Source organism: Cellulosimicrobium sp. ES-005, assembly GCF_040448685.1.
GTDB lineage: Bacteria > Actinomycetota > Actinomycetes > Actinomycetales > Cellulomonadaceae > Cellulosimicrobium > Cellulosimicrobium cellulans_G.
The window spans coordinates 1,588,406-1,613,083 of the sequence record NZ_CP159290.1 but is presented as its reverse complement, the minus strand read 5'-3'; the positions used below and the strand labels follow the sequence as shown (position 1 = coordinate 1,613,083).

Annotated in this window: 20 protein-coding genes and 1 other RNA gene; 10 read left to right on the top strand and 11 right to left on the bottom strand. The window is 75.7% G+C overall.

Translation table 11 applies throughout. The features are described from left to right. Positions 1-79: 79 nt before the first annotated feature. Positions 80-856: an FCD domain-containing protein gene (locus ABRQ22_RS06985; RefSeq protein WP_253050200.1), complete on the bottom strand. Its 777-nt coding sequence runs from the start codon at positions 854-856 to the stop codon at positions 80-82. 145 nt (positions 857-1,001) lie between these two features. On the opposite strand from ABRQ22_RS06985, the gene puuE reads away from it, so the two are divergent. After that, a complete protein-coding gene (gene puuE / locus ABRQ22_RS06980) occupies positions 1,002-1,964 on the top strand; it encodes an allantoinase PuuE (protein ID WP_353709026.1) in 963 nt (320 codons plus the stop codon). A gap of 230 nt (positions 1,965-2,194) precedes the next feature. On the opposite strand, the gene rnpB is transcribed toward puuE, so the two are convergent. Next, positions 2,195-2,608, bottom strand: an RNA gene (gene rnpB, locus ABRQ22_RS06975) — RNase P RNA component class A. Positions 2,609-2,729: 121 nt separating this feature from the next. Here rnpB and ABRQ22_RS06970 point away from each other — a divergent pair. Next, the gene (locus tag ABRQ22_RS06970) at positions 2,730-4,808 is read left to right on the top strand and encodes an AAA family ATPase (RefSeq protein WP_353709025.1); all 2,079 of its coding nucleotides are present in this window, start codon (positions 2,730-2,732) and stop codon (positions 4,806-4,808) included. 69 nt (positions 4,809-4,877) lie between these two features. Continuing rightward, positions 4,878-6,707, top strand: coding sequence for a DNA helicase RecQ (gene recQ / locus ABRQ22_RS06965; RefSeq protein ID WP_353709024.1), 1,830 nt, complete (start codon positions 4,878-4,880; stop codon positions 6,705-6,707). Between the two features lie 57 nt (positions 6,708-6,764). Here recQ and ABRQ22_RS06960 read toward each other — a convergent pair whose 3' ends face one another. Next, on the bottom strand, positions 6,765-7,148 hold the full coding sequence (locus ABRQ22_RS06960; RefSeq protein ID WP_353709023.1) for a tautomerase family protein: 384 nt from the start codon (positions 7,146-7,148) through the stop codon (positions 6,765-6,767). A gap of 86 nt (positions 7,149-7,234) precedes the next feature. Here ABRQ22_RS06960 and yaaA point away from each other — a divergent pair, with 86 nt between their 5' ends. Then, positions 7,235-8,077, top strand: a complete 843-nt coding sequence (gene yaaA, locus ABRQ22_RS06955; RefSeq protein ID WP_353709022.1) for a peroxide stress protein YaaA — start codon at positions 7,235-7,237, stop codon at positions 8,075-8,077. A gap of 64 nt (positions 8,078-8,141) precedes the next feature. Beyond that, entirely contained in the window at positions 8,142-8,489 is a 348-nt protein-coding gene (locus ABRQ22_RS06950) for a TfoX/Sxy family protein (RefSeq protein WP_353709021.1), read from the top strand. A gap of 112 nt (positions 8,490-8,601) precedes the next feature. On the opposite strand, the gene ABRQ22_RS06945 is transcribed toward ABRQ22_RS06950, so the two are convergent. From ABRQ22_RS06945 to ABRQ22_RS06935, 3 genes are read right to left on the bottom strand one after another with little or no spacing between them, the layout of a single operon-like run. Next, positions 8,602-9,840, bottom strand: coding sequence for a bifunctional RNase H/acid phosphatase (locus ABRQ22_RS06945; RefSeq protein ID WP_353709020.1), 1,239 nt, complete (start codon positions 9,838-9,840; stop codon positions 8,602-8,604). Further along, positions 9,837-10,580 carry a hypothetical protein gene (locus ABRQ22_RS06940; RefSeq protein ID WP_353709019.1) on the bottom strand — a complete coding sequence of 248 codons (744 nt, stop codon included), beginning with the start codon at positions 10,578-10,580 and terminating at the stop codon, positions 9,837-9,839. The genes ABRQ22_RS06945 and ABRQ22_RS06940 overlap by 4 nt, the downstream gene beginning before the upstream one ends. A gap of 53 nt (positions 10,581-10,633) precedes the next feature. Beyond that, the gene (locus ABRQ22_RS06935) at positions 10,634-11,644 is read right to left on the bottom strand and encodes a Nif3-like dinuclear metal center hexameric protein (RefSeq protein ID WP_353709018.1); all 1,011 of its coding nucleotides are present in this window, start codon (positions 11,642-11,644) and stop codon (positions 10,634-10,636) included. An 87-nt stretch (positions 11,645-11,731) separates the two neighbouring features. Here ABRQ22_RS06935 and ABRQ22_RS06930 point away from each other — a divergent pair, with 87 nt between their 5' ends. Genes ABRQ22_RS06930 through ABRQ22_RS06910 form a run of 5 tightly spaced genes read left to right on the top strand, consistent with a single transcriptional unit; the run spans position 11,732 to position 15,699 of the window. Next, positions 11,732-12,190 (top strand): metalloregulator ArsR/SmtB family transcription factor, encoded by a 459-nt coding sequence (locus ABRQ22_RS06930; RefSeq protein ID WP_353709017.1) that lies wholly within the window; start codon positions 11,732-11,734, stop codon positions 12,188-12,190. Further along, entirely contained in the window at positions 12,187-13,899 is a 1,713-nt protein-coding gene (locus ABRQ22_RS06925) for a SulP family inorganic anion transporter (protein WP_353709016.1), read from the top strand. The genes ABRQ22_RS06930 and ABRQ22_RS06925 overlap by 4 nt, the downstream gene beginning before the upstream one ends. A gap of 21 nt (positions 13,900-13,920) precedes the next feature. After that, a complete protein-coding gene (locus ABRQ22_RS06920; protein WP_353709015.1) occupies positions 13,921-14,310 on the top strand; it encodes a hypothetical protein in 390 nt (129 codons plus the stop codon). 29 nt (positions 14,311-14,339) lie between these two features. After that, positions 14,340-15,248: a helix-turn-helix domain-containing protein gene (locus ABRQ22_RS06915; RefSeq protein ID WP_353709014.1), complete on the top strand. Its 909-nt coding sequence runs from the start codon at positions 14,340-14,342 to the stop codon at positions 15,246-15,248. Continuing rightward, positions 15,214-15,699, top strand: a complete 486-nt coding sequence (locus tag ABRQ22_RS06910; protein ID WP_253050226.1) for a VOC family protein — start codon at positions 15,214-15,216, stop codon at positions 15,697-15,699. The genes ABRQ22_RS06915 and ABRQ22_RS06910 overlap by 35 nt, the downstream gene beginning before the upstream one ends. Positions 15,700-15,756: 57 nt before the next feature. Here ABRQ22_RS06910 and ABRQ22_RS06905 read toward each other — a convergent pair whose 3' ends face one another. From ABRQ22_RS06905 to ABRQ22_RS06885, 5 genes are read right to left on the bottom strand one after another with little or no spacing between them, the layout of a single operon-like run. After that, positions 15,757-17,454, bottom strand: a complete 1,698-nt coding sequence (locus ABRQ22_RS06905; RefSeq protein WP_353709013.1) for a bifunctional 3'-5' exonuclease/DNA polymerase — start codon at positions 17,452-17,454, stop codon at positions 15,757-15,759. Then, complete coding sequence (locus tag ABRQ22_RS06900) at positions 17,451-19,751, bottom strand: hypothetical protein (protein WP_353709012.1); 2,301 nt, start codon at positions 19,749-19,751, stop codon at positions 17,451-17,453. The genes ABRQ22_RS06905 and ABRQ22_RS06900 overlap by 4 nt, the downstream gene beginning before the upstream one ends. Then, a complete protein-coding gene (locus tag ABRQ22_RS06895) occupies positions 19,748-20,992 on the bottom strand; it encodes a VWA domain-containing protein (protein ID WP_353709011.1) in 1,245 nt (414 codons plus the stop codon). The genes ABRQ22_RS06900 and ABRQ22_RS06895 overlap by 4 nt, the downstream gene beginning before the upstream one ends. Beyond that, positions 20,989-23,493, bottom strand: a complete 2,505-nt coding sequence (locus ABRQ22_RS06890) for a DUF5682 family protein (RefSeq protein ID WP_353709010.1) — start codon at positions 23,491-23,493, stop codon at positions 20,989-20,991. Before ABRQ22_RS06890 ends, ABRQ22_RS06895 begins: the two co-directional genes overlap by 4 nt. Continuing rightward, complete coding sequence (locus tag ABRQ22_RS06885; RefSeq protein ID WP_253050236.1) at positions 23,484-24,620, bottom strand: AAA family ATPase; 1,137 nt, start codon at positions 24,618-24,620, stop codon at positions 23,484-23,486. Before ABRQ22_RS06885 ends, ABRQ22_RS06890 begins: the two co-directional genes overlap by 10 nt. Positions 24,621-24,678 lie beyond the last annotated feature (58 nt).

Here is a 24,678-nt window from a genome sequence, read left to right as displayed (position 1 = left end):
TCCGACGGTCGTTTCCGTCGACGGCGGCAGTCTGCACACCCGATCAGGCGTCTGTCAATTCTGACTAACGCCGACCAGGTCAGCGTCGAATGACATCGGGCACGGCCTCGACCCAGCCGAGGAGGCGCTCGACGAGAGCGCCACCGCTTCCCACCAGGGCGTTCTCCGCCGCTGCGATCATGTCGTCGAAGTGCGCCTCCATCGCTGCCTGAGCACCCGCGGGATCGCGAGCCTCGATGCGCTCGAGGACGTCCCGGTGCTCGGCGACGACACGCTCCTCGTCGCGGCGGGTGGACAAGATCGCGTCGAGCACAGCCTCGACCCGGTCCAGGTGCGGGGCCAGCATCATGTCGGCGGCGAGCTTGAGCATCCGGTTGCTCGCCAGCTCCACCACGCCGCGATGGAACTGAAGACCAGGCTGCTCGATCATCGGCATGCTCCCGACCGCGTTCGCGTGATCGGAGCACAGCCGTCGCAGCTCGGCGACACCCTCACCGCTGGGATTGCGGGCCGCGTCGGCAGCCACAGCGCTCTCGACGGCCTGTCGTGCGCGCAGCAGGTCGAGCAGGTCCTGAACATCGCGCACCGCGTGCTGCAGCGAGTCCGACGTCCGCTCCGCCAAGACCGCCTCTGCGGCGCGGCGCCGCCCCTCTGCCGAAAGGGTGCGCCCCTTCGTCCCCGCCGGGGTCGTCCACCCGCGCCGATCCATCTCGCGCAGGAGGCGAGACACGGAGGATTCGCTGAGGACCATCCCACGTGCCGCGAGCTCGCGTTGGGCGTTGCGCGTGCCCACGGGAACGTCCGACGTCGAGATGGCGTGCGCCAGAGCGAGCATCGCGCCTTCGCGATCGTTCATGTGTGTCCTCTCCAGGCCCGTCCGCTTGACGCGGATGGCGAGTCGGGGCCATCGTTGGCCGATGTTGGTCAGATGTGACTAACGAACACCACGCATTCTAGTCGGCGCGTCGGCGACCGACATCACCCCGACGGAGAGACACGCGATGACAACGACGCACCCTATCGAGCAGCCCTATCCGCGCGACCTCTCCGGCTATGCCGGGCGTCCTCCGCACGCGGGGTGGCCGGGCGGTGCGAAGGTCGCCGTCTCGTTCGTCATCAACCTCGAGGAGGGCGGGGAGAACAACGTCCTGCACGGCGACGCTGCATCCGAGGCGTTCCTGACCGAGGAGCCGACGACCGCACTGTCGGGTCGTCGTAACCTCAACGTCGAGTCCCAGTACGAGTACGGGACTCGTGCTGGCTTCTGGCGCCTGCATCGCCTGTTCGCCGAGCGCTCGCTGCCCGTCACCGTCTTCGGCATCGCTGAGTCGATGCGGCGCAACCCGGGCCTTGTGGCGGCCGCGCAGGAGTCCGGCTGGGAGATCGCGTCGCATTCGCTGCGCTGGATCAACTATGCCGAGGTGGGCTCCGACGTCGAGCGCGACCACATCGCGCAGGCCGTCCGCATCCACACCGATGTCGCCGGCGAACCGCCCGCCGGGTGGTACACCGGTCGCAACAGCGACAGCACCCGCCGCCTGGTCGTCGAGCACGGCGGATTCCTCTACGACTCCGACTCGTTCAGCGACGACCTGCCCTACTGGGTCGACGTCGACGGCATCGCCCAGCTCGTCGTCCCGTATACGCTCGACAACAACGACGGACGGTACGTCAACACCTATGGCTTCCAGTCCGAGTCCTTCTCCGCGTATCTGACCCGCGGCCTGGAGCAGCTTCTCGACGAGGGCGCCGATAGCCCCAAGATGATGAGCATCGGACTCCACCTGCGAATCTCCGGGCGGCCCGGGCGCGCAGCCGACCTCAAGCGCTTCCTTGGCCTGGTCGCCAGCCACCCCGATGTGTGGGTCGCGCGACGCATCGACATCGCGCGTCACTGGCGATCGGTCCACCCGGCAAAGAACTGGCTACCGGACAGTGCCGACCCCTTCGCCGACATGTCCTAGGCAGCAGGCGTGCTCCCGCATGGTGGCCCCGACGACTTCCGTCCCATGGTCGAGCAGATTCCCGCACGGCGACATGGTGTGCATGACGTGCAGGCCGCCTGGAGGGTGCGGCACCTCCCAGAGACCCGCAGCCGAACCTCCAGTTAGCCCGGTGCGCGCCGCTCGCTGCGCTGTCTCTGTGATGTCCTTGCTACCGAACTTTGCATAACCGCAGGTCAGAGGCCTAGATGCGGACGAGCCGGTCTGTACGCCGGGTTCTGTTCCCGCGCGAGGTCGCCCTCGCGCGGGCGACGGTCATCCATCTAGGCCCTGCGTCGCCGCAGGGCTCGAGCGGTCTACCCGACTGTGCTTCTCCGAGGAGAATCGGGCGGGCAGCCCTCCGACACAGTCTGTCTGACCTTGCTCCAGGTGGGGTTTACCGAGCCGGACCGGTCACCCGGCCCGCTGGTGGTCTCTTACACCACCGTTTCACCCTTACCGCGCCGGGCGGAGCCGAAGCCCTGCCTGACGTGGCGGTCTGTTCTCTGTGGCACTGTCCCGCGGGTCACCCCGGGTGGGCGTTACCCACCACCTTGCCCTTCGGAGCCCGGACGTTCCTCGGCGAGGAGCACGAGGCCCCTCGACGCGACCGTCCGACCGACTCGTCCGCGCCAGCAAGATTACCGCTCCCGAGCGGCTCGGCGGACCAGCGACCGGCCCATCGGAGGGGGCGGCGGCCCCGTAGGATGGCCCGCCCCCTCAACATCCCGCTCCCGGAGGTCTGTCGTGCCCGCCCCCGCCGTACCGTCCGCCCCCGACGCACCGACCGCGGCGACCGCCGGGGACACCTCGGGCGAGCTCGCGCGAGAGCAGGAGTTCCTGGAGAACGCCCGCGCGCAGCTCGCCCGCATGCGCGAGCAGGCCAGGTCGCTCGACGCGCTCGCGGGAGACCGGGTCAGCGCCGAGTACCTCGAGGCGGCGCTCGCCCGTCGGCTCGCCCAGCTCGCCGACAACCCCGAGGTTCCGCTCTTCTTCGGACGCATCGACCTCGACGGCACCGGCCACGAGCCCGCCGAGGTCTTCCACATCGGACGCCGCCACGTCTCCGACCCCCAGGGCAACCCGCTCGTCGTCGACTGGCGCGCCCCGGTGAGCACCCCCTTCTACCGGGCCACCCGCACCGAGCCGATGGGAGTCGCCGTCCGCCGCCGCTACGGCTTCCAGCGCGGCGCCCTCACCGGCTTCGAGGACGAGCCGCTCACCGCCCCGGGTCCTGGTGCGGAGTCCTCCGCGATCCTCGAGGCCGAGATCGAGCGGCCCCGTACCGGGCCGATGCGCGACATCGTCGCCACCATCCAGCCCGAGCAGGACGTCATCGTGCGCAGCGGGATCGACCGGACCGTCGTCGTGCAGGGCGCGCCCGGCACCGGAAAGACCGCCGTCGGGCTGCACCGCGCCGCGTACCTGCTGTACTCCCACCGGGAGCGGGTGAGCCGCGCCGGCATGACCGTCGTGGGGCCCAACGCGAGCTTCCTGCGGTACATCCGCGACGTCCTGCCCGCCCTGGGCGAGGTCGACGCGACCCAGACGACCGTCGAGCAGATCGTCGCGGTGCACGGTCGCCTGCGCGGGACGGAGCCCGCGGACGTCGCCCGGCTCAAGGGCGACGGGCGCATGGCCGAGGTGCTCCGCCGCGCCGTGTGGTCGCACCTCGTCGAGCCGTCCGAGGCGCTCGTGCTGCCGCGCGGTGCGCGCCGCTGGCGCGTCCCCGCGCACGAGGCCCGCGAGTGCGTGGCGCAGGTGGTCGGCCGGGAGCCGCGCTTCGACGCCGGTCGCGACCACCTGCGGCACGCGCTCGCGCACCGGATCCTCGTGCAGATCGAGGAGTCCGGCGAGGCGCTCGACGAGCGGGCGTGGGACGCGCTCGCGCGCACGCGGCCGGTCCGGGACTACACCGCCGCGGTGTGGCCCAAGGTCACGCCGACGGCGCTGCTGCACCGGCTCCTCGTCGACCCCGCGTTCCTCGCCGCGAACGCCGACGGCGTCCTCACCGCGACGGAGCAGGAGCTGCTGCGCCCGCTCCGACCGTCCCGCACGCCGGGCACCGCCCGCTGGACGCTGGCCGACCTCGTCCTGCTCGACGAGGTCGCGGACCTGCTGGCCCGCGGCGCGTCGGTCGCGCACGTCGTGGTGGACGAGGCGCAGGACCTGTCGCCGATGATGCTGCGCGCTCTCGGGCGCCGGGCGCGCACCGGCTCCCTGACGGTGCTGGGCGACCTGGCCCAGGCGACGACGCCGTGGGGAGTCTCCTCGTGGACCGACGCGCTGACGCACCTCGGCAAGCCCGACGGCCACGTGGAGCAGCTCACGGCCGGCTTCCGCGTCCCCGGCGACGTCATCGAGTACGCGGCCCGCCTGCTGCCCTCGATCGCGCCGGACCTCGCTCCCCCGGTGGCCGTCCGCCGAGCGCGGGGAGAGCTGGTCCTCACCACGGAGCCGCTCGTGGACCTGGTCCGCACGGCGCTCGCCCGGGAGGGGTCGGTCGGTCTGATCGTGCCCGACGCCGGCACGGACGCCGCACGCGCGGCGCTCGCCGCGGCGGGCCTCGCCTTCGCGGTCGTCGGCGAGGCGTCGGACGACGACGGCGCGGTCGAGTTCGACGCGCGCCTCGACCTCGTGCCCGCGTCGCTCGCGAAGGGGCTGGAGTTCGACCACGTCGTGCTGGACGACCCGGAGGGCGTCGTCCGGGGCGAGCCCGACCGGGTCACGGGCCTGCGGCGGCTGTACGTCTGCCTGACCCGCGCGGTGACGTCGCTCGCCGTCCGCCACCGCGACGACCTGCCCGCCGAGCTCCGCCGTCCGTGACGGGCGCCCCGGCGCGCGGGACGGTCGCGCCGGGACCGTCGTGTCGGACCTCGTCGGTAGGGTGCCCTGGTGGCCACAGCGACTGCGACCGACCCGGCTTTCGACGTGCTCCGGCGGGTCTTCGGGTACGACGCGTTCCGGGGCGAGCAGGCGGCCGTCATCGACACCGTCGTCGGCGGCGGCGACGCCCTGGTGCTCATGCCTACCGGCGGGGGCAAGTCGCTGTGCTACCAGATCCCCGCCCTGGTCCGTGCGGGGACCGGCGTCGTGGTCTCCCCGCTCATCGCCCTCATGCAGGACCAGGTGGACGCCCTCGCGGCGCTCGGCGTCCGCGCCGCGTTCCTCAACTCCACGCTGACCTCGGAGGACCGCCGCGCCGTGGAACGCGCGCTCGTGGCGGGTGAGCTCGACCTGCTCTACGTGGCACCGGAAGGTCTCCGGAGCCGCGCCACCCTCGACCTGCTCGACAGGACGCAGATCGCGCTCTTCGCGATCGACGAAGCCCACTGCGTGTCCCAGTGGGGCCACGACTTCCGGCCGGACTACCTCGAGCTGTCGGTGCTGCACCAGCGCTGGCCGTCCGTCCCGCGCATCGCGCTGACCGCGACGGCGACGGCCGCGACGCGCGCCGAGATCGCCCAGCGCCTCGACCTGGAGGGCGCACGGCACTTCGTCTCCAGCTTCGACCGGCCCAACATCACCTACCGGATCGTGCCCAAGGACCGGCCGGAGAAGCAGCTGCTCGACCTGCTGCGCACCGAGCACGCCGGGGACGCGGGGATCGTCTACTGCCTCTCGCGCGCGTCGGTGGAGAAGACCGCCGCGACGCTCGTCGAGAACGGGATCCAGGCGCTGCCCTACCACGCCGGGCTCCCCGCGTCGGTGCGCGCCGCGAACCAGTCCCGGTTCCTGCGCGAGGACGGCCTGGTCATGGTCGCGACGATCGCCTTCGGCATGGGCATCGACAAGCCCGACGTCCGGTTCGTCGCGCACCTCGACCTGCCCAAGTCCGTCGAGGGGTACTACCAGGAGACGGGGCGCGCCGGGCGCGACGGGCTGCCGTCCACCGCCTGGCTGGCCTACGGCCTGGCCGACGTCGTGCAGCAGCGCAAGCTCATCGCGACGTCCGACGGTGATGCCGCGCACCGGCGCAACCTGGGCCGGCACCTGGACGCGATGCTCGCCCTCTGCGAGACCGTGGAGTGCCGCCGCGCCCAGCTCCTCGCCTACTTCGGCCAGGACCACCCGGGGGGCTGCGGATCGTGCGACACGTGCCTCGCCCCGCCCGAGGCCTGGGACGGGACGGTCGCCGCGCAGAAGGTGCTCTCGACGGTGTTCCGTCTGGACCGCGAGCGCGGGCAGAGCTTCGGCGTCGGGCAGGTCGTCGACATCCTCCTCGGCCGGGACACGGAGAAGGTCCGACGGTTCCGGCACCAGGAGCTGTCGGTGTTCGGGGTCGGGAAGGACCTGTCCGAGAACGAGTGGCGGGCCGTGGTGCGTCAGCTCCTCGCCCAGGGGCTGCTCACGGTCGAGGGCGTGCACGGGACGCTCGTACTCACCGAGGGGAGCGGGGAGGTCCTGGCGCGGCGGCGCGAGGTCCGGATGCGGCACGAGCCGGCTCGTCCGGTGCGCGCGGCGAAGGCACGGAAGGCGGCCGCCGCCGCCGAGCTGGCCGAGGCCGACGTCCCGCTCTTCGAGGCGCTGCGCACCTGGCGGGCAGGCGAGGCGAAGACCCAGGGCGTGCCCGCGTACATCGTGTTCGGGGATGCGACGCTCCGCGGGATCGCGACCGCCCGGCCCGGCTCGCTCGAGCGGCTCGCGCTGGTGAGCGGCGTCGGCGAGAACAAGCTCGCCCGGTACGGCGACGCGGTGCTGGCCGTCGTCGCCGAGGCAGGCTGAGCGGCCGCACACCGGGCTTGGACCGTCCCCCGCCGCCCGAGGCAAGCGACGAGCGGGTCAGACGTCGACGCGGTACGACAGCGCGAGCTCGTCGCCGCTGACCCCGCGGATGCCCCAGTTCTCGCGCGGGCTCTCGAGGATCACGAGCTCCACGTCGTCCATCGTCAGGCCGAGGGCGGGCACGACGTCGTCGTACAGCGCCGCGACCAGCGCGCGCTTGGCCTCGCGCGTGCGGCCCGTGAAGCACACGACCTCGACGACGAGGTACGCGTCCGAGCGCGGGGCGACCAGGTCGTCGTCGTGCAGGAGCAGGAACCGGTGGAACCGCTTGTCGGCCGGGAGCTGCCAGGTGCGCACGAGCGCGTCGTGCAGCGCGTCGGACACCTCCGCCCGTCGCTCGCCCCACACGCTGCGCCGTCCGTAGATCTTCACCTGGGCCATCGGCCGAGCGTAGCGGTGACGCACCCCACGCCGTCGGACCTGGTCACCCGCCGCGACGACGCCGCGCGCGCTCGTAGAGTGGCCGCGTGCTCGTGCTGCTCCCCCCGTCCGAGGGCAAGACCCCCGCGCCCGACGGCGCCGCACCGGTCGACCTCGCCGCGCTCACCTCTCCCGCCCTCACCGCGCACCGTGACGTGGTCCTCGACGCGCTCGCTGCGGCGAGCGCACGCCCGGACGCGCACGACGTCCTCGGCACGACGCCGGGGCTCGCCGACGAGGTGCGCCGCAACACGTCACTGCGCACCGCGCCCGCGGGCTCCGCGGCCGACGTCTACACGGGTGTGCTCTACGGCGCGGCCGACCTCACGGGCGCGCTCGCGTCCGGCGGCGAGGCCGCGCGACGCGCGCGCGAGGACGTCCGCGTCGTGTCGGCTCTCTGGGGGGCGCTCTCCCCCGCCGACCGCGTCCCCGCCTACCGGCTCTCCATGGCCGTCGACCTGCCGGGCGTCGGGAAGCTCGCGACGGCGTGGCGCCCGCACCTCGCTCCCGTGCTCGACGCGCGCGCGGCCGGGGACGTCGTCGTCGACTGCCGGTCCGCGACGTACGTGGGCGCGTGGAAGCCCGCGGTCTCCGGGCCGCGCTCGGCCGACTGGGTCGCGGTGCGCGTCGTGCGCGAGCACGCCGGGAAGCGCACCGTCGTCTCGCACAACGCCAAGCACACCCGCGGCGTGCTCGCCGGGCACCTGCTGCGCCGGGCCGCGGCGTCGCCGTCGTCGGCCGCAGAGCTGCTCGACGCCGCAAGCGAGCTCGTCGGCACGGTGATCGGCACCGAGGTGGGCTCGGGCCTGAGCTACCGCCTGCTGGAGACGACGCTCCACGACGCGACCACCCGGAGCGGGCCGCGCACGCTCGAGCTCGTCATCGGCTGAGCGACCGCCCGCCTCCGCCCCTGTCCCCGCTGCGACAGCACGAGACCCGGTCCACAGTGGACCCATGGTCTACAGCGAGGATCTTGCCGAGCGGATCCGCGCCGCCCTGGGGCCGCGTGCCCCGTTCGACGAGCGGAAGATGTTCGGCGGCATCGCGTTCCTCGTCAACACGCACATGGCGCTCGGCGTGACACGGGACGACCTCATGGTGCGAGTCGGCAAGGACGGCACGAGCGCGGCGCTCGAACGCGGCGGAACGGTCATGGAGATGGGCGGTCGCCCGATGACGGGCATGATCCTCGTCGACGGCGCGCGGGTCGCCGACCCGGACGAGCTCGACGCGTGGGTCGCGACGGCCGTCGAGCACGCCCTCGCGGAACCCGCCAAGGTGAAGAAGCCGCGAAAGGGGTGAACCCGCCCCGCCGGCGCAGTACTCCCGCCGCGAGGTAGAACCCGGTGCTCCGAGGTAGAGCGCGCAGAGCTCTACCTCGCGACCGGAGGTTCTACCTCGCGGAGGACGGACGTCAGAGGTCGCTCGGGACGCCCTGGGCGGTGAGCTCGCTCGTGCCGTCGGCCCACAGGCGCAGGATGCTGACCGACGCCGGGGGCACGCGCACGCGCGACCACTGCGACGGCGGCGCGCCGATCGCCGTGCCGATCGCGGCGCGCACCTGCACCGCGTGGCCGACGACGACCGCCGTCCGGCCCGCCGGCCCCGCCCCCGGCAGGAGCGTGTCGACGAGGTCCTGGAGCCCGTGCCAGACGCGCGCCCCGACGTCGGCGTACGACTCGCCGCCGGGGGCCGCGGTCGTGCCGGTCGTGTGCCAGGCGTGCAGGCGGCCCGGCCACGCGGCGTTGACCTCCGCGGCGGTGAGCCCCTCCCACTCTCCGAAGTCGACCTCGGCGAACCGGTCGTCCGTCGTGACGTGGACCCCGAGACGGCGACCGACCGCGCGCGCCGTCTCCTGCGCGCGCACCATAGGCGAGGCGACGATCGTCGTCGGTCGCGGCAGGTCGGGCCAGGCCTGGCGCCCGACCCGGAAGACGAGGTCGGCGGCCTGCGCCGCCTGCGTGCGGCCGCGCGCCGTGAGCGACGGGCCCGGCACCGACGACCCGCTGAACGCGCCCGCGACGGTGAGCGGGGTCTGCCCGTGGCGCACGAGAACGACGGTGAGCGCGGGCGCGTCGTCGAACCGGACTGCGGCACCCGACGGGCGGGCGGGGGTGTCGAACGCGGCCGACTCCCCCGGGACCTCGGCGGGCGCGTCGGCAGCGGCGGGGTCGGGCTCGTCGTCGCCGGAACCAGGCGTGACGGCCTCGGGCGGGTAGTCGCGCGCGACCGTCCCCGCCGTGTCCATCGCCTCGTTCGCGAGGGCGTCCGCCGCGGAGTTCTGCGCGCGCGGCACCCACTCGTACGCGACCTGCTCCGCGGGCAGCACCGACGCGGCCTCGGCGGCGAGGCGGCGCATGTCGTCGTGCTTGATCTGCCAGCGACCCGACATCTGCTCGACGACGAGCCGCGAGTCCATCCGGACGGTCACCCGCGCGTCCGGGTCGATCTCCGCCGCGGCGCGCAGGCCGGCGACGAGGCCCGAGTACTCGGCCACGTTGTTCGTCGTCGTCCCGAGGAACGCGGCGCGCTCGGCGAGGACCTGACCGGTCTCACCGTCGCGGACGAGCGCGCCGAAGCCCGCGGGACCCGGGTTCCCCCGGGACCCGCCGTCGGCCTCGACGACGAGGCGGCGCCGACCGACCGCGCTCACGCGCCGGCGCCCTCCGGCCGCACGACGATGTGGCCGTAGTCCTCGAGCCGCACCACCTGGTCGGGCGCGGCCGACGTGATCGCCGCGAGCTCGGCCGGGCTCAGCGACACGTTGAGCCCGTCGACATGCTGGCCGCGCAGCGCGACGACGCCCCGGCCGCCGTTCTGGTCGCGCACGCGCTCGTACAGGGCGAGGAGCCCGGCGTCGAGGCCCGCGACGGCGTCCGTGCGCTTGCCTGCGACCTGGCCCGCCTCGGCGTCGAGCACGGCGTAGCGCGCGTCCCGCGCGGCCACGACCTCGGCCTTCGCGGCCTCCAGCTCGGCGTTCGCGGACTCGAGCTTCGCGAGCGCCTCCTCGTGCGCCTCCAGGCGCTCCATGACGTCGAGCTCGACCTCCTCGAGCACGCCCTGGCGCCGCGCGAGGGACTCGAGCTCCGCGACGAGCGCCTGCGCGTCCTTGGCCCCGACCTGCCCCGAGTCCAGCCGCGACTGGTCGCGCGCGGCGCGCGTGCGCACCTGCTCGACGTCGGTCTCCGCCTTGGTGAGCTCGCGCTTGAGGTCGCTCACCGCGGTGCGGGACTCGACGAGCTTGCCTCGCAGGTCCGCCATCTGGGCGTCGAGCTCGGCGATGCGCGCGTGCTCGGGCAAGTTCTTGCGCTGGTGCGCGAGCTGCTGCGCCCGCGTGTCGAGCTCCTGGACGTCGAGCAGGCGGAGCTGGTCGGCGGGCGGTGCAGTGGCCACAGGTGGTTCCTTTCGTGGGCCCCGGGCGGGGGCCGGCGTGCAGGGTCGGAGCGTCAGGCGGACGGGGCGTCGGGGTCGGGCCGGTCGGAGCGCGGGTCCGCGGGCGGCTCGGCGGGCGCCGACGCGACCCGAGCGGTCCACGGGTCGGTGACGAGCGTGCTCACGCGCGTCTCGACGGCCGTCCCGGGCCGCTCGCGCGCGAGGGCGCGCGCGAGGTCCTCGGCAGCGTAGCGGAGCCACGGCCACTCGGAGGCGTAGTGCGGCACGTCCACGAGGAACGGCGTCCCCGCCTCGCCACCGCCCTCGAGCCGGGCGCGCTCGCGCAGCTCGGAGACCGGGTGGTGGCGCAGGTCCGACGTGAGGTAGACGTCGGCGCCGCTCGCGCGCACGGCGTCGAACAGCGAGTCGCCCGACCCGCCGACCACGGCGACGGACTCCACCGGGGCGTCGAGGTCGCCCGCGACGCGCACGCCCTGGACCGTGGGCGGGAGCACCTCGGCGACGCGCTGCGCGAAGCCGCGCAGCGTCGTCGGCTCCGCCAGGCGCCCGACCCGGCCCGTCCCGGTCGACGCCGCCTCGTGCGGCGACGGTGCCGGGTGCGCGACGAGGGGTACGCGGTGCAGCAGGTCAAGGGCGTCCGCGAGAGCGTCGGCGACGCCGCGCTCCGCCGCGTCCGCGTTGGTGTGCGCGACGTACAGGCCGCAGCCGCCCCGGATGAGCCGGTGGACGAGCGAGCCCTTGAACGTCGTCGCGGCGACCGAGTGCACGGGCCGCAGGAAGAGGGGGTGGTGCGTGACCAGCAGGTCCGCGCCCCAGGCGAGCGCCTCGTCCGCGACCTCCTCGACCGGGTCGACGGCGAACAGCACCTTGTGCACGGGCGCGCCCGGGTCCCCGGCCACGAGGCCGACGGCGTCCCAGGCCTCGGCCGTCGACGGCGGGTACAGCTCGTCCAGCGTCCGCACGACGCGGCCGAGCGTCGGGTGCGCGGCGCCGTCGGCCGCGGGGTCGGCGCGCGAGGCGTCGGCGCTCGTCGTCTCGGTGCTCGGGTCGGGCGCGACGGTCATGGCGGCAGGCTATCCCGCGCGGGACGCCCGGGTGCCGTCCGACGTGGTTTGATGGATTGCGCAATCCATCATCCCGCTGGAGGACCCGTGCCCCGCACCCCCCGCCCCGACGACGGCGCTCCCGACGACGGCGCCCGCGGCACCGACGAGGCCGCTCCCCTCTACCGCATCAAGGCCGAGCTCTTCCGGTGCCTCGCGCACCCGACCCGCATCCAGGTGCTCGAGGTGCTCGCGGCCGACGCCGACCACACCGCGGCCGTGTCCGACCTCCTGGACGTCACCGGGTGCGAGCCCTCCCAGCTCTCCCAGCACCTCGCCGTCCTGCGCCGGGCCGGGGTCGTCACCTCGACCCGCAGCGGCAACGCGGTCGAGTACCGTCTCGCCGAGCCCCTCGTCGCCGAGCTCCTCGTCGTCGCGCGCGCGTTCCTCCTGTCGAGCCTCGCGGGCGCGTCCGACCAGCTCGAGGCCGCGCGGCGGCTCCCCGCCCTGCCGGGAGCGTCGGCCCGCGCCGTGCTCGACGCCACCACGTCGAACGCCTCGGCATGAGCCGCCTCGCCGCCGTCCGCGACCTGCTCCCACGGCGCTCCGACTACGACCTGCGACCCCGGACCCTGCGCGCCGACCTCCTCGCCGGGGTCACCGTCGGCGTCGTCGCCCTCCCGCTCGCGCTCGCGTTCGGCGTCAGCTCCGGCGTCGGGGCCGCTGCCGGGCTCGTCACCGCCGTCATCGCCGGGGTCGTCGCCGCCGTGCTGGGCGGGTCGAACCACCAGGTCTCCGGCCCGACCGGGGCCATGGCCGTCGTGCTCGCGCCGATCGTCGTCACCCACGGGCTGGGCTCGGTCGCGCTCGTGACCGTCCTCGGCGGGCTCGTCGTCCTCGTCGCGGGGCTGGCCCGGCTCGGTCGGGTCGTCACGTTCATCCCCTGGCCGGTCGTCGAGGGATTCACGCTCGGGATCGCCTGCATCATCTTCCTCCAGCAGGTCCCGGCCGCGGTCGGGGTCGAGGCTGCCCCCGGCCACAACACGTTCGTGACCGCCGTCGGGGCCGTGCGCACCGCCGTGACCGACGTCCCGCCGGCCCCGGTCCTGTGGACGCTCGGGTGCGTCGCGCTCGTCGCCGCGACGATGCTGCTGCTCCCCCGCCTCCACGCGGCGATCCCCGCGTCGCTCGTCGCGGTCGTGCTGGCCACCGTCCTCGTCGAGGTGCTCGGCGCCCCTGTCCCCCGCATCGGCGCCCTGCCGTCGTCCCTGCCCGCGCCCGTCCTGCCGACGTTCACCCCCGGCGCGCTGCGCGACCTCGGCGGCGCCGCCCTCGCGATCGCCGCGCTCGCGGCCATCGAGTCGCTGCTGTCCGCCCGCGTCGCCGCGTCCATGGTGCAGACCGGGTCGCCCGGGGGCTCCGTCTACCAGCCCGACCGCGAGCTCGTCGGGCAGGGCCTCGCGTCCGTGGCCAGCGGCCTCTTCGGCGGCATGCCCGCCACGGGAGCCATCGCCCGCACCGCGGTCAACGTGCGCTCCGGCGCCCGCACGCGGCTCGCCGCCGTCGTGCACGCCGTCGTGATCCTCGCCGTCATCTACCTCGCCACCGGCCCGGTCTCCCGGATCCCGCTCGCCGCGCTCGCCGGCGTGCTCATGGTGACGAGCTTCCGGATGATCGGCGCCCGCACGATCCGCTCCGTGGTCGGCGCCGGGCGGTCCAGCGCGGCGACCTTCGTCGTGACCGCCGTCGTCACCGTCGCGTTCGACCTCGTGCAGGCGATCGAGATCGGCATCCTCGTCGCCGCGTTCTTCGCGCTGCGGACCGTGGCCCGCGCCTCGGCCGTGCAGCGCGACCCGCTCCCCGGGCCGGCCCAGCCGGGCGACGAGCACGTCGCGCTCTTCCGTCTCGAGGGCTCCATGTTCTTCGGCGCCGCGGACCGCGTGCTCACCGAGGTGACCGACGCCTCGACGGACGACGACGTGGCGGTCGTGATCCTGCGGCTCTCCCAGCTCCGCATGGTCGACGCGACGGGGGCGAAGGCGCTCGGCGAGCTCGTGGAAGGGCTGGAGGCGCGCGGCGTGACCGTGCTCGTCAAGGGCGTCCAGGAACGGCACCGGTCGCTCCTCACGAACGTCGGGGCGCTCGCCGAGCTGCGCCACGAGAACCACCTCTTCGACACGCTCGACGACGCGATCGAGCACGCGCGCTCGCACGTGCGCCGCGCCGCGCGGGGCACCGACGTCCCCCAGGTGCGCGGGCTGCGCCCGTCGACCTGACCCGCTCGGTACGATGCGCCGATGCAGCGCACGGTGGGCCGTCGTGCCGGGGTCGCCGGTGCGGCCGTCGGACTGGTCCTCCTGGTCGGGTGGCTGGTCGGCCCCGTGCTCTGGGTCGAGCTCGACGAGGCGGGCACACCCCCGGTCCCGACGTTCGCCGACGGCATCCAGGTCGTCCATGAGGAGACGGGCTGCGGCTCGGGCGGCTGCTGGCGCGAGCTGACGCTCTCGTGGTCCGGGCACGACCGCGACGCCGTCCGCGCGCGAGTCGGCCTCGACGGCGCCGGGCGGCGGTGCGACGCGATGTCGGTCCTCGACCGGCGGGTCCGGTGCGTGGGGGACGTCGACGCCGGGGCGTCCGACGCCTCGCTCCGCGTCGACGTCGGATGGCACCGCCCGCTCGGGCTGTGAGCGGTACGCCGGCCGCCTAGCGTGGTCGGATGCACGAGTTCGTGCGAGCCTCGCCCGACGCGCTGCCGCCCGGCGTCGTGTCGATGGTCGGGTACCGCCTGCGGACGGAGACGACGGACGGCACGCCGACCGTCCACCGCGGCCTGCCGTCGCCGTGGCTCACGCTCGTCGTGAGCACCGCGGGCGTCGTCCCGACCTCGCCCGGGCCGGACGACGTCCCGGTGCGCTACGAGTCGCTCGTCGGCGGCCTGCACACCCGCCCGGCCCTGATCCACCAGCCGCGGGAGCAGGCGGGCGTGCAGCTCGCGCTCGACCCGCTCGCCTGCCGGGCTCTGCTGGGCGTGCGCGCCGGCGACCTCGGCCTCGTCGAGGACGGCGACGCCGTCCTCGGACCCGCCGCCGCCCGACTGCGCGAGCAGGCCGCCGAGGCGGACTCGTGGGCCGCCGCGTTCGAGGCCGTGCGCGCGGCCTTCGCAGGCCCGGGCGACCCGCCTGGCAGCCCCGGAGCCCTGCCCGTCCGCGCCGACGTGCGCGCCGAGGTCGCGGAGGCCTGGCGCGTGCTCGTCCGGACCCGGGGCCGGGCGCACGTCCGTGACGTCGCCCGGCACGTCGCCCTCGGCGAGCGGCAGCTCGAGACGCTGTTCCGGGCCGAGCTCGGCGTCACGCCCCGGGCCGCGCGCGGCCTCGTGCGGTTCGACGCCGCGCGCCGCCAGGTGCAGCGCCTCGCCCTCGGCCGGGGCGCGCGGACGCTGGCGGACGTCGCCGCGCTCACCGGGTACGCCGACCACTCCCACCTGGTGCGCGACTTCCGCCGGTTCGCCGGCACGAGCCCGACCGCCTGGGTGCGCGAAGAGCTCGGGAACATCCAAGCCGGCGGCCACACCGACGGGCCAGGGTGGGGACATGAGCATCCACGAGAGCACCCGCACGACCGCTGACACCTCCCCCACCGCCGCGGCGCCGGCCCCGGTGCCCGACGTGCCGCCGCCGTGGGTCTGGCCCACCCTCCAGGCGCACGACGCGCGCGGCCTCGTCGCGTTCCTCACCGACGTCGTCGGGTTCGTCGCGACGACCGTCATGGCGGGCGACGACCGCGACGTCGCCCACGCCCAGCTCGACTGGCCGCACGGCGGCGGGATCATGCTCGGCAGCCACTCCCCCGACCGCGAGTGGTCGCGCGAGCCCGGCACCTGCGGCACGTACGTCGTCGTGCCCGACGACGAGATCGAGGCGCTCGACACGCGGCTCCGCGAGCGCGCACCGGGAGCCGGGGGACGCGTCGTCGTACCGCTCCGAGACACGGACTACGGGAGCCGCGAGCTCGTGCTCCAGGACCCGGAGGGCAACCTGTGGTCGTTCGGCACCTACCGCGGCGAACCGCGGCGGTGAGGTCGCCGGGCGACGGCCCGACGGGCGACGGGTCCACCGCGGCCCGTCGCCCGTCCCTCACTTCGCCTCGGCGTAGTGGTCGACGACCGCGACGGTGAGCGGGAAGTCGACCGGAAACTCCCCGAACAGGAGGCGTCCTGCCTCCGCCGCGGCCGCGCGGACCTCGTCGGCCACCGCCTCGGCGAGCTCGGCCGGCGCGTGCACGACGACCTCGTCGTGGAGGAAGAACACGAGATGCGCCCGGTCGGCGAACGGCGCGGGCGCGGCGCCCGGGGCCGCGGCGAGGGGCAGCTCCCACAGCCGGCGCCGGATCGAGGCGAGCCAGCACAGCGCCCACTCGGCGGCCGTGCCCTGCACGACGAAGTTCCGCGTGAACCGGCCCCACGCGCGGGTGTACGACCGGGCGCGCGCCTGCGCGTCCGCGCCCGTCCGGCCGCTCTCGGCGTCGTCCGCGCCGCCCTCCTCGACCGCGTAGGCACCCTCCTGGGCCGCCTGCCACGACTCGCCGGGTCGCGGCGAGCTCCGGCCGAGGAGGGTCGACACGACCTCGCCGCGCTCGCCCGCCTGCGCGGCACGCTCCACGAGGCCGATCGCGTCGGGGAACGCCTTCGCGAGCCGCGGCAGGACGAGCGCGCTGTCACCGGTCGTGCCCCCGTACATCGCCCCGAGCATCCCGACCTTCGCATGGTCGCGCGTCGCGACCGCCCCCGACGCGACGATGCCCGCGTACATGTCGCCCCCGCGCCCCGCCGCCGCCATGCGCTCGTCGTGCGCGAGCCCGGCCAGCACGCGCGGCTCGAGCTGCGCGGCGTCCGCCACGACGAGCTTCCAGCCCGGGTCGGCGACCACCGCGCGACGCACCTGCTGGGGGAGCTGGAGCGCCCCGCCGCCGCTGGACGCCCAGCGACCCGTGACGACGCCACCCACGACGTACTCGGTGCGGAACCGCCCGTCGTGCACCCAGGTGTCGAGCCAGGACCAGCCGTTCGCGGTGAAGAGCCGCGAGAGCTTCTTGTACTCGAGCAGCGGCGCGACGACGGGGTGGTCCGCGCGCTCGAGCTCCCACTTGCGCAGCGACCGCACGCCGACGCCCGCGTACTGCAACGCCTTCAGCAGGTCCGGGTGCGAGTCCGGGTTGAGGGTCGGCGGCGCGTCGAGGGCCGCGCGGATGCGCGCGACGAGGCCCTCCATGAGCGCGGGGCGCTCGCCGGGACGCGGTCGCGGGCCCAGCGCGTCCGTGAGGATCGCGTCGTGCACGTCGGCGCGCCACGGGACGCCCGCGTGGTGCATCTCCGCGGCGACGAGCGCGCCCGCCGACTCGGCGGCGAGCAGCATCCGCAGCCGTCCCGGGCCGCCCGGTCCGTCGGCCCCGTCGACCGCCGCGAGCTGGTCGCGCAGCTCCGCGACCGTGTCGAGCTCGACGCGCGGCACGGCCTCGGCTCCGAGCTCGAACAGGCCGACGGGCCGCGGCGCCGCCGTCGGCTCGCGGCCCGCGGGCACTGCGGCGAGCGCGTCCCACGGACCCGGGTCGCGCCGTGCGAGCGCCGATCCCGCGGCGAGCTGCGAGCGCCGCAGCACCACGTGGGACAGGCGCAGGTCGTGCGACCGCTCGACGCGCCGACCCTCGGCGAGGAGCCGTGGATACCACCGGTTCGTGTCGTCCCACGTCTCGCGGACGGGTTCCGCCGGACCGTCGACGACGTGCTCGACCCGACCGTGCTCGGGCGACCCGACGTGGACGGCGTACGTGCTCATGCGCGCACCGCCCGCTGGTCCGGCCGGGGCTCGCGGGACGAGCCCACGACCCGTGCGAGGGCGCGGCCCCGCGAGGCGACGAGCGCCGCCCGCAGCAGGCGTGCGGCGTCGGGCTCGTGGGCGACGAGCGCCACCGCACCCGCGAGGGTCGGGGCTCCGAGGTCGTCCGCGGTCCGCGCCGCGCGCGCGAGGGCGGCCGCCTGGTGCGGACTGAGGTGCCGTCGGCCGGTGGCCGCGAGCGCCACGGCGGCGTCGAGCACCGTGCCGCAGACGTCCTCGACGGGGGCCGGTACCGCGACCTCGTGCACCTGGGTGGCGGCTCGCCCGCGCAGCGCACGGACGCGAGCGCGCAGCCGGGTCCACGCGCTCGACCAGGCGCGGTGGTCGTAGGCCGGCGTGAGCGTCGGCACGACGAGCCGGAGTCCTCCCCCGGGACGCTCGACGAACAGGCCGACGGCCTCGGACCCGCCGGACTCCAGATCGTGCTCGACCGCGACGGCGACGAGCCGGCGGCTCCCCGCCGCCACCCCGAGCAGGGTGTCGCAGGCCGCCTCGTCGGCCGCGTCGACGCGCACGACGGTCGGCGTGCCGTCCGCCGTGACGAGGGTCCAGGTGATCTCCTGCGCGACCTCGTCGACGCCGACCGACCCGGCGTCCCGGACCATGACGACCCGCACCACCGCCGGCCTCCGGCCGAAGCCCACCTCCTCCCGCGCGTCGGTCCGCGCGGTCCGGTCGGCGACCTCGCGCAGCGCGTCGGCGTCGAACCGCCCCCATGGTTCGACGACCGGGCCCTCGCCCGGGCGCAGCGCCCCGGCACGCTCGGTCGCACCCCGCAGGGCGAACGGGCCGCGGCAGAGCGCCTCCACCGAGCGCCCCCAGACGAGCGGGAGGTCCCACGAGCGGCGGAACGTCGGGTCGGCCCCGGGCGGTCGCCCGGTCGTGACCGTCCGCGCGCGCCCCTCGGCGCCGTCCCACAGATGCACGGTGACGCCCCGCGCCCCCGACGCGGCGACCCACCAGCGCGCCCCGAGCGGGAGGAGGTGCGGGAGGTCCGTCACGCGCTCGTCCGGCGCCGCGGCGTCCGGCGCGGGCTCGGCCCGCACGAACGCCCACAGCTCGGCCAGCGCGAGCAGGCACTCCTCCTCGTCGACGGCGTCGCGGCGGTCCGCGAGCGCCTCGAGCCGCCCGACCGCGGACGTGACGAGCCGCTGCACCGCGGGCCGGCGCCCCAGCCGGGCGAGCACGCCGGCGCCGCGCAGCTCCTCCAGGTCGTCGCGGCCGAGGTGCGAGAGCCCGACGTCGAGCACGCGCTCGACGGTGCGCGCGACCTCGTCCGCGACCGCGCGGGCGTCGGGGACCCCCGAGGAGCGCGGCGTGGCGGTGGCTGTCTCCTCGGGCCACGGCCAGGCACGGCCGTGCGCGCGCCAGCCGCGGGCGAGCGCCTCGAGCCGCCACCGACGGTCGTCCGGCCGGGCCGCCGAGGACGCCTGGCCGGGACGTTCGCGCTCCACGAGCATCCCCGCGAACCCGGCGCCCACGACGTAGGTGACGCGCGGGGCGCCGGGCCAGGCGATCACCACACGAGGACCGTCCACCGTCACGTCCGTCGAGCCGCGCGTCGGCGCGTCCACGCGTTCCCGCAGCTCCTGGGCGACCGCGCGCACGACGGCTGCCCCGGCCGCACGGTGCACTGCCCGCGGGTCGAGCGCGAGGATCTCGCCCAGCGGGTCGGCCACCGACGCGGCACGAGGACCAGGGTCTGGCTGCGGTGGCGCGCCCGTCCCGGCGCGCTGCGCCGTCGGACCCGTCGAACCGGCGTCGGCTCGACCGAGACGCGCGCGGACGACCCCGGGTTCGGTACCGGCGTCGGCGTCGGAGTGCGAGGCGGCGTCAGCGTCAGTGTCAGTGTCGGAGGGAGCGTCGGCCGTCGGTCGCGCCACCGCCGCGTCGTCACGGGCCGCGGTGACCGGCTCAAGGCGCTCGGTCGCCGCGTCGGCCACCGGCTCGGCGGCTGCGTCGCGCGCCCATAGGCACGCGGCCACGACGTGCTGGCACGCACCCGGCGTCGGGCACGCGCACCGCGCACCCACGGGACCGCGCGCGTCGAGCTCGACGCGCGCGCCCCCGACCGACAGCGCGGCCCCGTCCCCGCGCAGCTCGATCACCTCCACCTTCCCCGCGGCGACGTCCTTGCGTGCGCGACGGACCAGGCCGGCGTTGGCGAGGGTGGCGAGCGCGGCGTCGTCGTACCCCGCGTACACCGCGGCCCAGGGGCCGGGCCCGGTACCGCTCACGGGAGAACCTCCCCCAGCCACTCCGCGAAGCGCTCCGGGGTGAGCGCCGCGATCTCCATGCCCTGCTCCGCGAGCCGCCGGGCGACGCCGCGGTCGTACGCGGGGTTCGCCTGGCCGTCGAGGGCGGCCAGGCCGAGCAGCCGTACGCCGGACGCGTGCAGCCGCCCGACGCTCGCCACGAGCTGCGACACCGAGCCGCCCTCCTCGAAGTCGCTCACGAGCGCCACGACGGTCCGGCGCGGGTCGCGCACGTGCTGCTCCGCGTAGCGCACCGCACGCGCGATGTCCGTGCCCCCGCCGAGCTGTGCGGTGAGGAGCACCGTCACGGGGTCGTGCGCGAGGTGCGACATGTCGACGACCGACGTGTCGAACAGCACGAGCCGCACGGTGATCCCGGGCAGGCCGGCGAGGATGCCGGCGCTCACCGCGCTGTACAGCACCGACGAGGCCATCGAGCCGGACTGGTCCACGAGCAGGACCACGTCGTACGACAGCGCACGCCGGCGCCGCGCCGAGAAGCGGAGGTCCGTGACGAGCAGGCGCCGCCGCTCCGGGTCCCAGCGCCCGAGGTTCGCGCGCACGGTCGCGGCCGCGTCGAACGTGTGGCTCGACCGCACGAACGAGCGGCGCGACCGGTCGCGGCGACCGTCCACCGCGGTCTCGAAGCGCGGACGCAGCCGCCGCACGACGTCCTCCACGACGCGCGCGACGAGCCGCTGCAGACCGTCCTGCACCCCGGGCCCGAGCCTGCCCCGGGCACGCAGCAGCGCGGACGCGAGCTCCGTGCTCGGCTCCACCGCCTCGACGGCGCGGGGGTCCGCGAGCAGCTCCGTCATCCCGTAGCGGCCCACCGCCTCGACCTGCATGCGCTCGAACGTCTCGCGCGGGAACAGCTCGCGCGCGGACTCGAGCCAGTCCAGGCCCGCGACGACGGAGCCCCCGCGCCCCCCGCCGCCGCGCCCGGCGCGCGCGTCGTCGCCGTCGCCGTGCCGGTGCCCACGCGCGGTGTACTCGCGGTCGTACAGGTGACCGAGCGTCCGGTCGAGGCCCTGGTCCTGCGGTGCGACGGGCAACGTGTCGCCGGCGTACCGGCCGAGCACGAGCCGCCACCGGCGCGCCGCCTCCTGATCGTCTGCGCGGCTCCCGGCGGGTTCGCCTGCGCCGGGCCCGAACCCGTCAGGTGCTACCCCGGTCGACGTCACGTCCGGCACGTCCGCCGTGCCGACACCCGCGGCCGTCACGACGCTCCCCCGCGAGTCCAGGCGCCGAGGCCGTCGCGCTCCAGGACCGCGACGAGCTCGCGCTCGACGAGCAGCCCGGCGCGCAGGTCGTCCTCGGTCACGTCGACGTGCCGGTCCAGCGCGGCGGCGCTCGTCCCGGTCCGCGCCGCGACGCGCTCCGCGAGCCGGTGCGTCTCGGTGGGCCGCAGCCAGGTGAAGGCGCGACGCAGGTCGGGCAGCACGGCACGGAACGCGTCCTCGTCCAGGCCGCGCAGGCCGTCGTCGACGGCGTCGAACATCTCGGGGGTGTGGAGCAGGAGGTCGGGCGCGGCCCGCATCACGCCGCCGAGGAAGGCCGTCGCCGCCACCGGGTCCGCGCCGAGGGCGAGGTGCGCCCGGACGCGCGTGACGAGGCCGTCGCCGCCGGGCTCGTCGTCCAGCTCGTCGTCGACGGCGGCGAACGCCGTGAGCGCGCCGCGCACCGCGGGCGACGCGTCGTCGTCCTCCCGCACGTGCACGAGCGCCCGCGCGACGGACTCCGCGGCCGAGCCGGTGCCGTCGCGGCCGGCGTCGCGCAGGTCGCGGACCAGGGAGCGCAGCGCGACGAGGCTCGCCAGCGCGTCGTCCTGCGTCGCCTCGTCCGCGGAGGCGAGGTCCGGGACGAGGTAGGCGGCCGTGGCGAGCCCCTGCTCCGCGAGGTCGAGCAGCGCCTCGGCGTGCTCACCGAGCTCGAGCTCGGTGCGCGCGCGCCACAGCCCGACGAGGCGGCGCATACCCGCGACCACCGAGGCGAGCGACGGGTCGACGTCGAGCGTCGCACGCACGAGCGCGACCAGCGGGGGCAGCCGGTCGGGCAGACCCACCACGACGCACTGCGCGACGAGTCGCGCCACCGCGTCGCTCGACCGCTCCTCGCGCGCCCGCTCGCGCGCGTCGTCGAGCAGCGCGACGGCGACGGCGTCGAGCGTCGCCCCGCGGTGCGAGAGCTCGACGAGCCGCGCCTCGACGAGGGGCGTCCACGCGTACTCCCACTCCTCGAGCACGAGGCCGAGCCCGCGTCCGGCCACGTGGTCGGGGCCGGAGACCCGGCGCGCGAACCCGAGCTCGAGGAACGCGCACAGCGCGAGGAACCGGCGCCGGTCGCGGTGCGCGGCACGACGGCGCGCGTCGAGCCGGACGGTGCGCGGCACGGAGTCGGACACGTCGAGGCGCAGCGCCCGCGCGCGTGCGCGTGCCTCCTCCACGAGGGGCGGCGACGCACCCCCGGGCGGCACGTCGCCGAGCGCGCGCCCGGCGAACACCTCCGCGACCGCGAGCCCGAGCGGCCGGTCGCCCGCCGCGTCGAGGTCGTCGGGGTCCTTGACGTAGCAAGACGTGATCGCGTCGAGCAGGTCGGTGCGGCAGGGCCACGGCCGCTCGCGCAGGGCCGCGAGCCGATGCGCGTGCTCGACCGCGGCCTGCGACTGCGCCACGCTCACGAGCGCGCCCCGCTCGCTCGCCCCCCGCCCGACGTCGACGAGGACGGCGTTCGCCGCGCCCGCGGGACCGCCCGCGTCGTGGTGCGCGGCCCAGAGACGGTCGTAGTACCCGGGCGTCGGCATGCCGGCGCCGTACCCGCGCAGCGCGTCGAGCCGCTCGTCGTCGTACCGCACGAGCCACGCGGGCGCGTCGGCCAGGTCGCCGTACCCGCCCGCCGGGCGGCGCGCGACGACCGCCTCGCCGTGCGCGCTCCCGGTCAGCGCCTCGACGAGGGCGAGCGTGTGGAACGCGCCCGTCACGACGACGACCGGTCCGGCCGCGCGCGCCGCGTGCTCGGCGACGCGTGCCGACATGCGCGCCTCCCGGTCGAGCGACCCGTCGGCCACGAGCGCCTCGTCCTCGTAGTCGAGACGGGCGAGGGCCGCCCACGCGAACACGTCGTCGGTGAGCTCGCGCCAGTCACGCAGGCGCGCGGTGTCCCGCGCCTCGAACAGGTGGTCCCACAGCTCGTCGTGGTCGCGGCACCCGAGGCGCTCCGCGATCCGCGCGACCGTGCGGGAGTGCGCGAGGTGCCGCTCCGCGAGGACGGTGCGGGCCGCCGGGCCCTCGTCGTCGTCCTCCGCCTGCCGCGCGCCCCACGGGGAGTCGACGAACGCGAGCCCGGCGCCGAGGGCGTGTCCCGCCCGGAGCGCGACCCACTCGGGCGAGTACCGCGCGAGCGGGTAGAACCCCGCGCCGCGCGCGACTCCTCCCGCCCCGTTCGTGGGGTCGCCGGCGAGGCTGAGGACGGCGACCGGCGGGACCGTCCGCTCGTCGAGCAGCGCGGGCAGGAGGCGCGTGTACTCCTCCGGCCCCTCGACGAGCACGACCGCGGGCCGGACCTCCTCGACCAGCGCGGCGACGGCGACCGCGCACGCGGGGCTGTGGTGGCGCACGCCGACCAGGTGCACGCCGTCGCGCTCGCGCAGGGTCACGAGGTCGCGGGCCGCCTGCCGCAGCCGGGGCGGCGCGGCGTCCCACGCCGCGCGCGGGGCTACCGCCACAGGTCGCCCGCCGCGGTGAGGAAGTCCTTCCACCGCGCGTCCGAGCGCGCGCGCTCGCGCACCACGTTGTCGACGTAGTGCCGCAGGCGGCGCGCGTCCTCCTCGTCGCCCTTGAGCGCCACGCCGCCCACCTGGCGCGCGACCTGGCCCGCGGTCACCGTGCCGTCGCCGAGGTAGCGGGCCTCGAGCGAGGCGGCGACCGCGACGTTCACGGCCTCGGCGGTCGACATCACCGTCTCGGGCCGCTTGACCGGGGCGCCGCTCGCCGTCGTGCCCGTGCGCAGGTCCTGGAAGACCGTGACGAGCACCTCGAGCACGTCGCGGTCGAGCCGTGGACGCTCCGGGGCCGGGCCGAGCTCGGCCGTCAGCCGGCTCTCGACGAGCTCCATCTCGAACGCGCGGTCGCGGATGGGCGCGACGGTCTCGAAATTGAAGCGGCGCTTGAGCGCCGCCGACATCTCGTGGACGCCGCGGTCGCGCAGGTTCGCCGTCGCGAGCACGTTGAACCCAGGCCGCGCCGCGACGCGCGCGTCGGCGCCGAGCTCGGGGACCATGAGCTGCTTCTCCGAGAGCACGGACACGAGCGTGTCCTGGATCTCGGGCGCGCAGCGCGTGATCTCCTCGAACCGCGCGATCCGCCCGCTCTCCATCGCCCGGAAGACCGGCGACGGGACGAGCGAGCGCTCGCTCGGCCCCTCGGCGATGAGCAGGGCGTAGTTCCACGAGTACCGCACGTGGTCCTCGCTCGTGCCCGCGGTGCCCTGGACCGTGAGCGTCGACGTGCCGCTCGCGGCCGCGGCCAGCAGCTCGGACAGGAGCGACTTCGCGGTGCCCGGCTCGCCGACGAGCATGAGCCCCTGCCGGCCCAGCAGCGACACGACCGCGCGGTCGACGAGCGGGTCGTCGCCGAAGAACTTGCGGCTCACGCCGAGCTCCGCGTCGCCCACGACGAACGCGCGCACCGCACGGGGGCTCAGGCGCCACCCGGGCGGGACGTCGGCGCCCCGGCGCGCGTCCGCCGCGGCGAGCGCCGCGAGCTCGTCGGCGTACCGGACCTCGGCGGGCGGCCGCAGCTCGCCCGGTCCTCCGGCCGCGACCTGCGCGTCACCGGTCGTCGTGCTCGTCACCCGGGCTCCTCCTTCGTCGGGTCGCGGGCGCCGTGCCCGTGGTCCTGCAGGTCAGCGT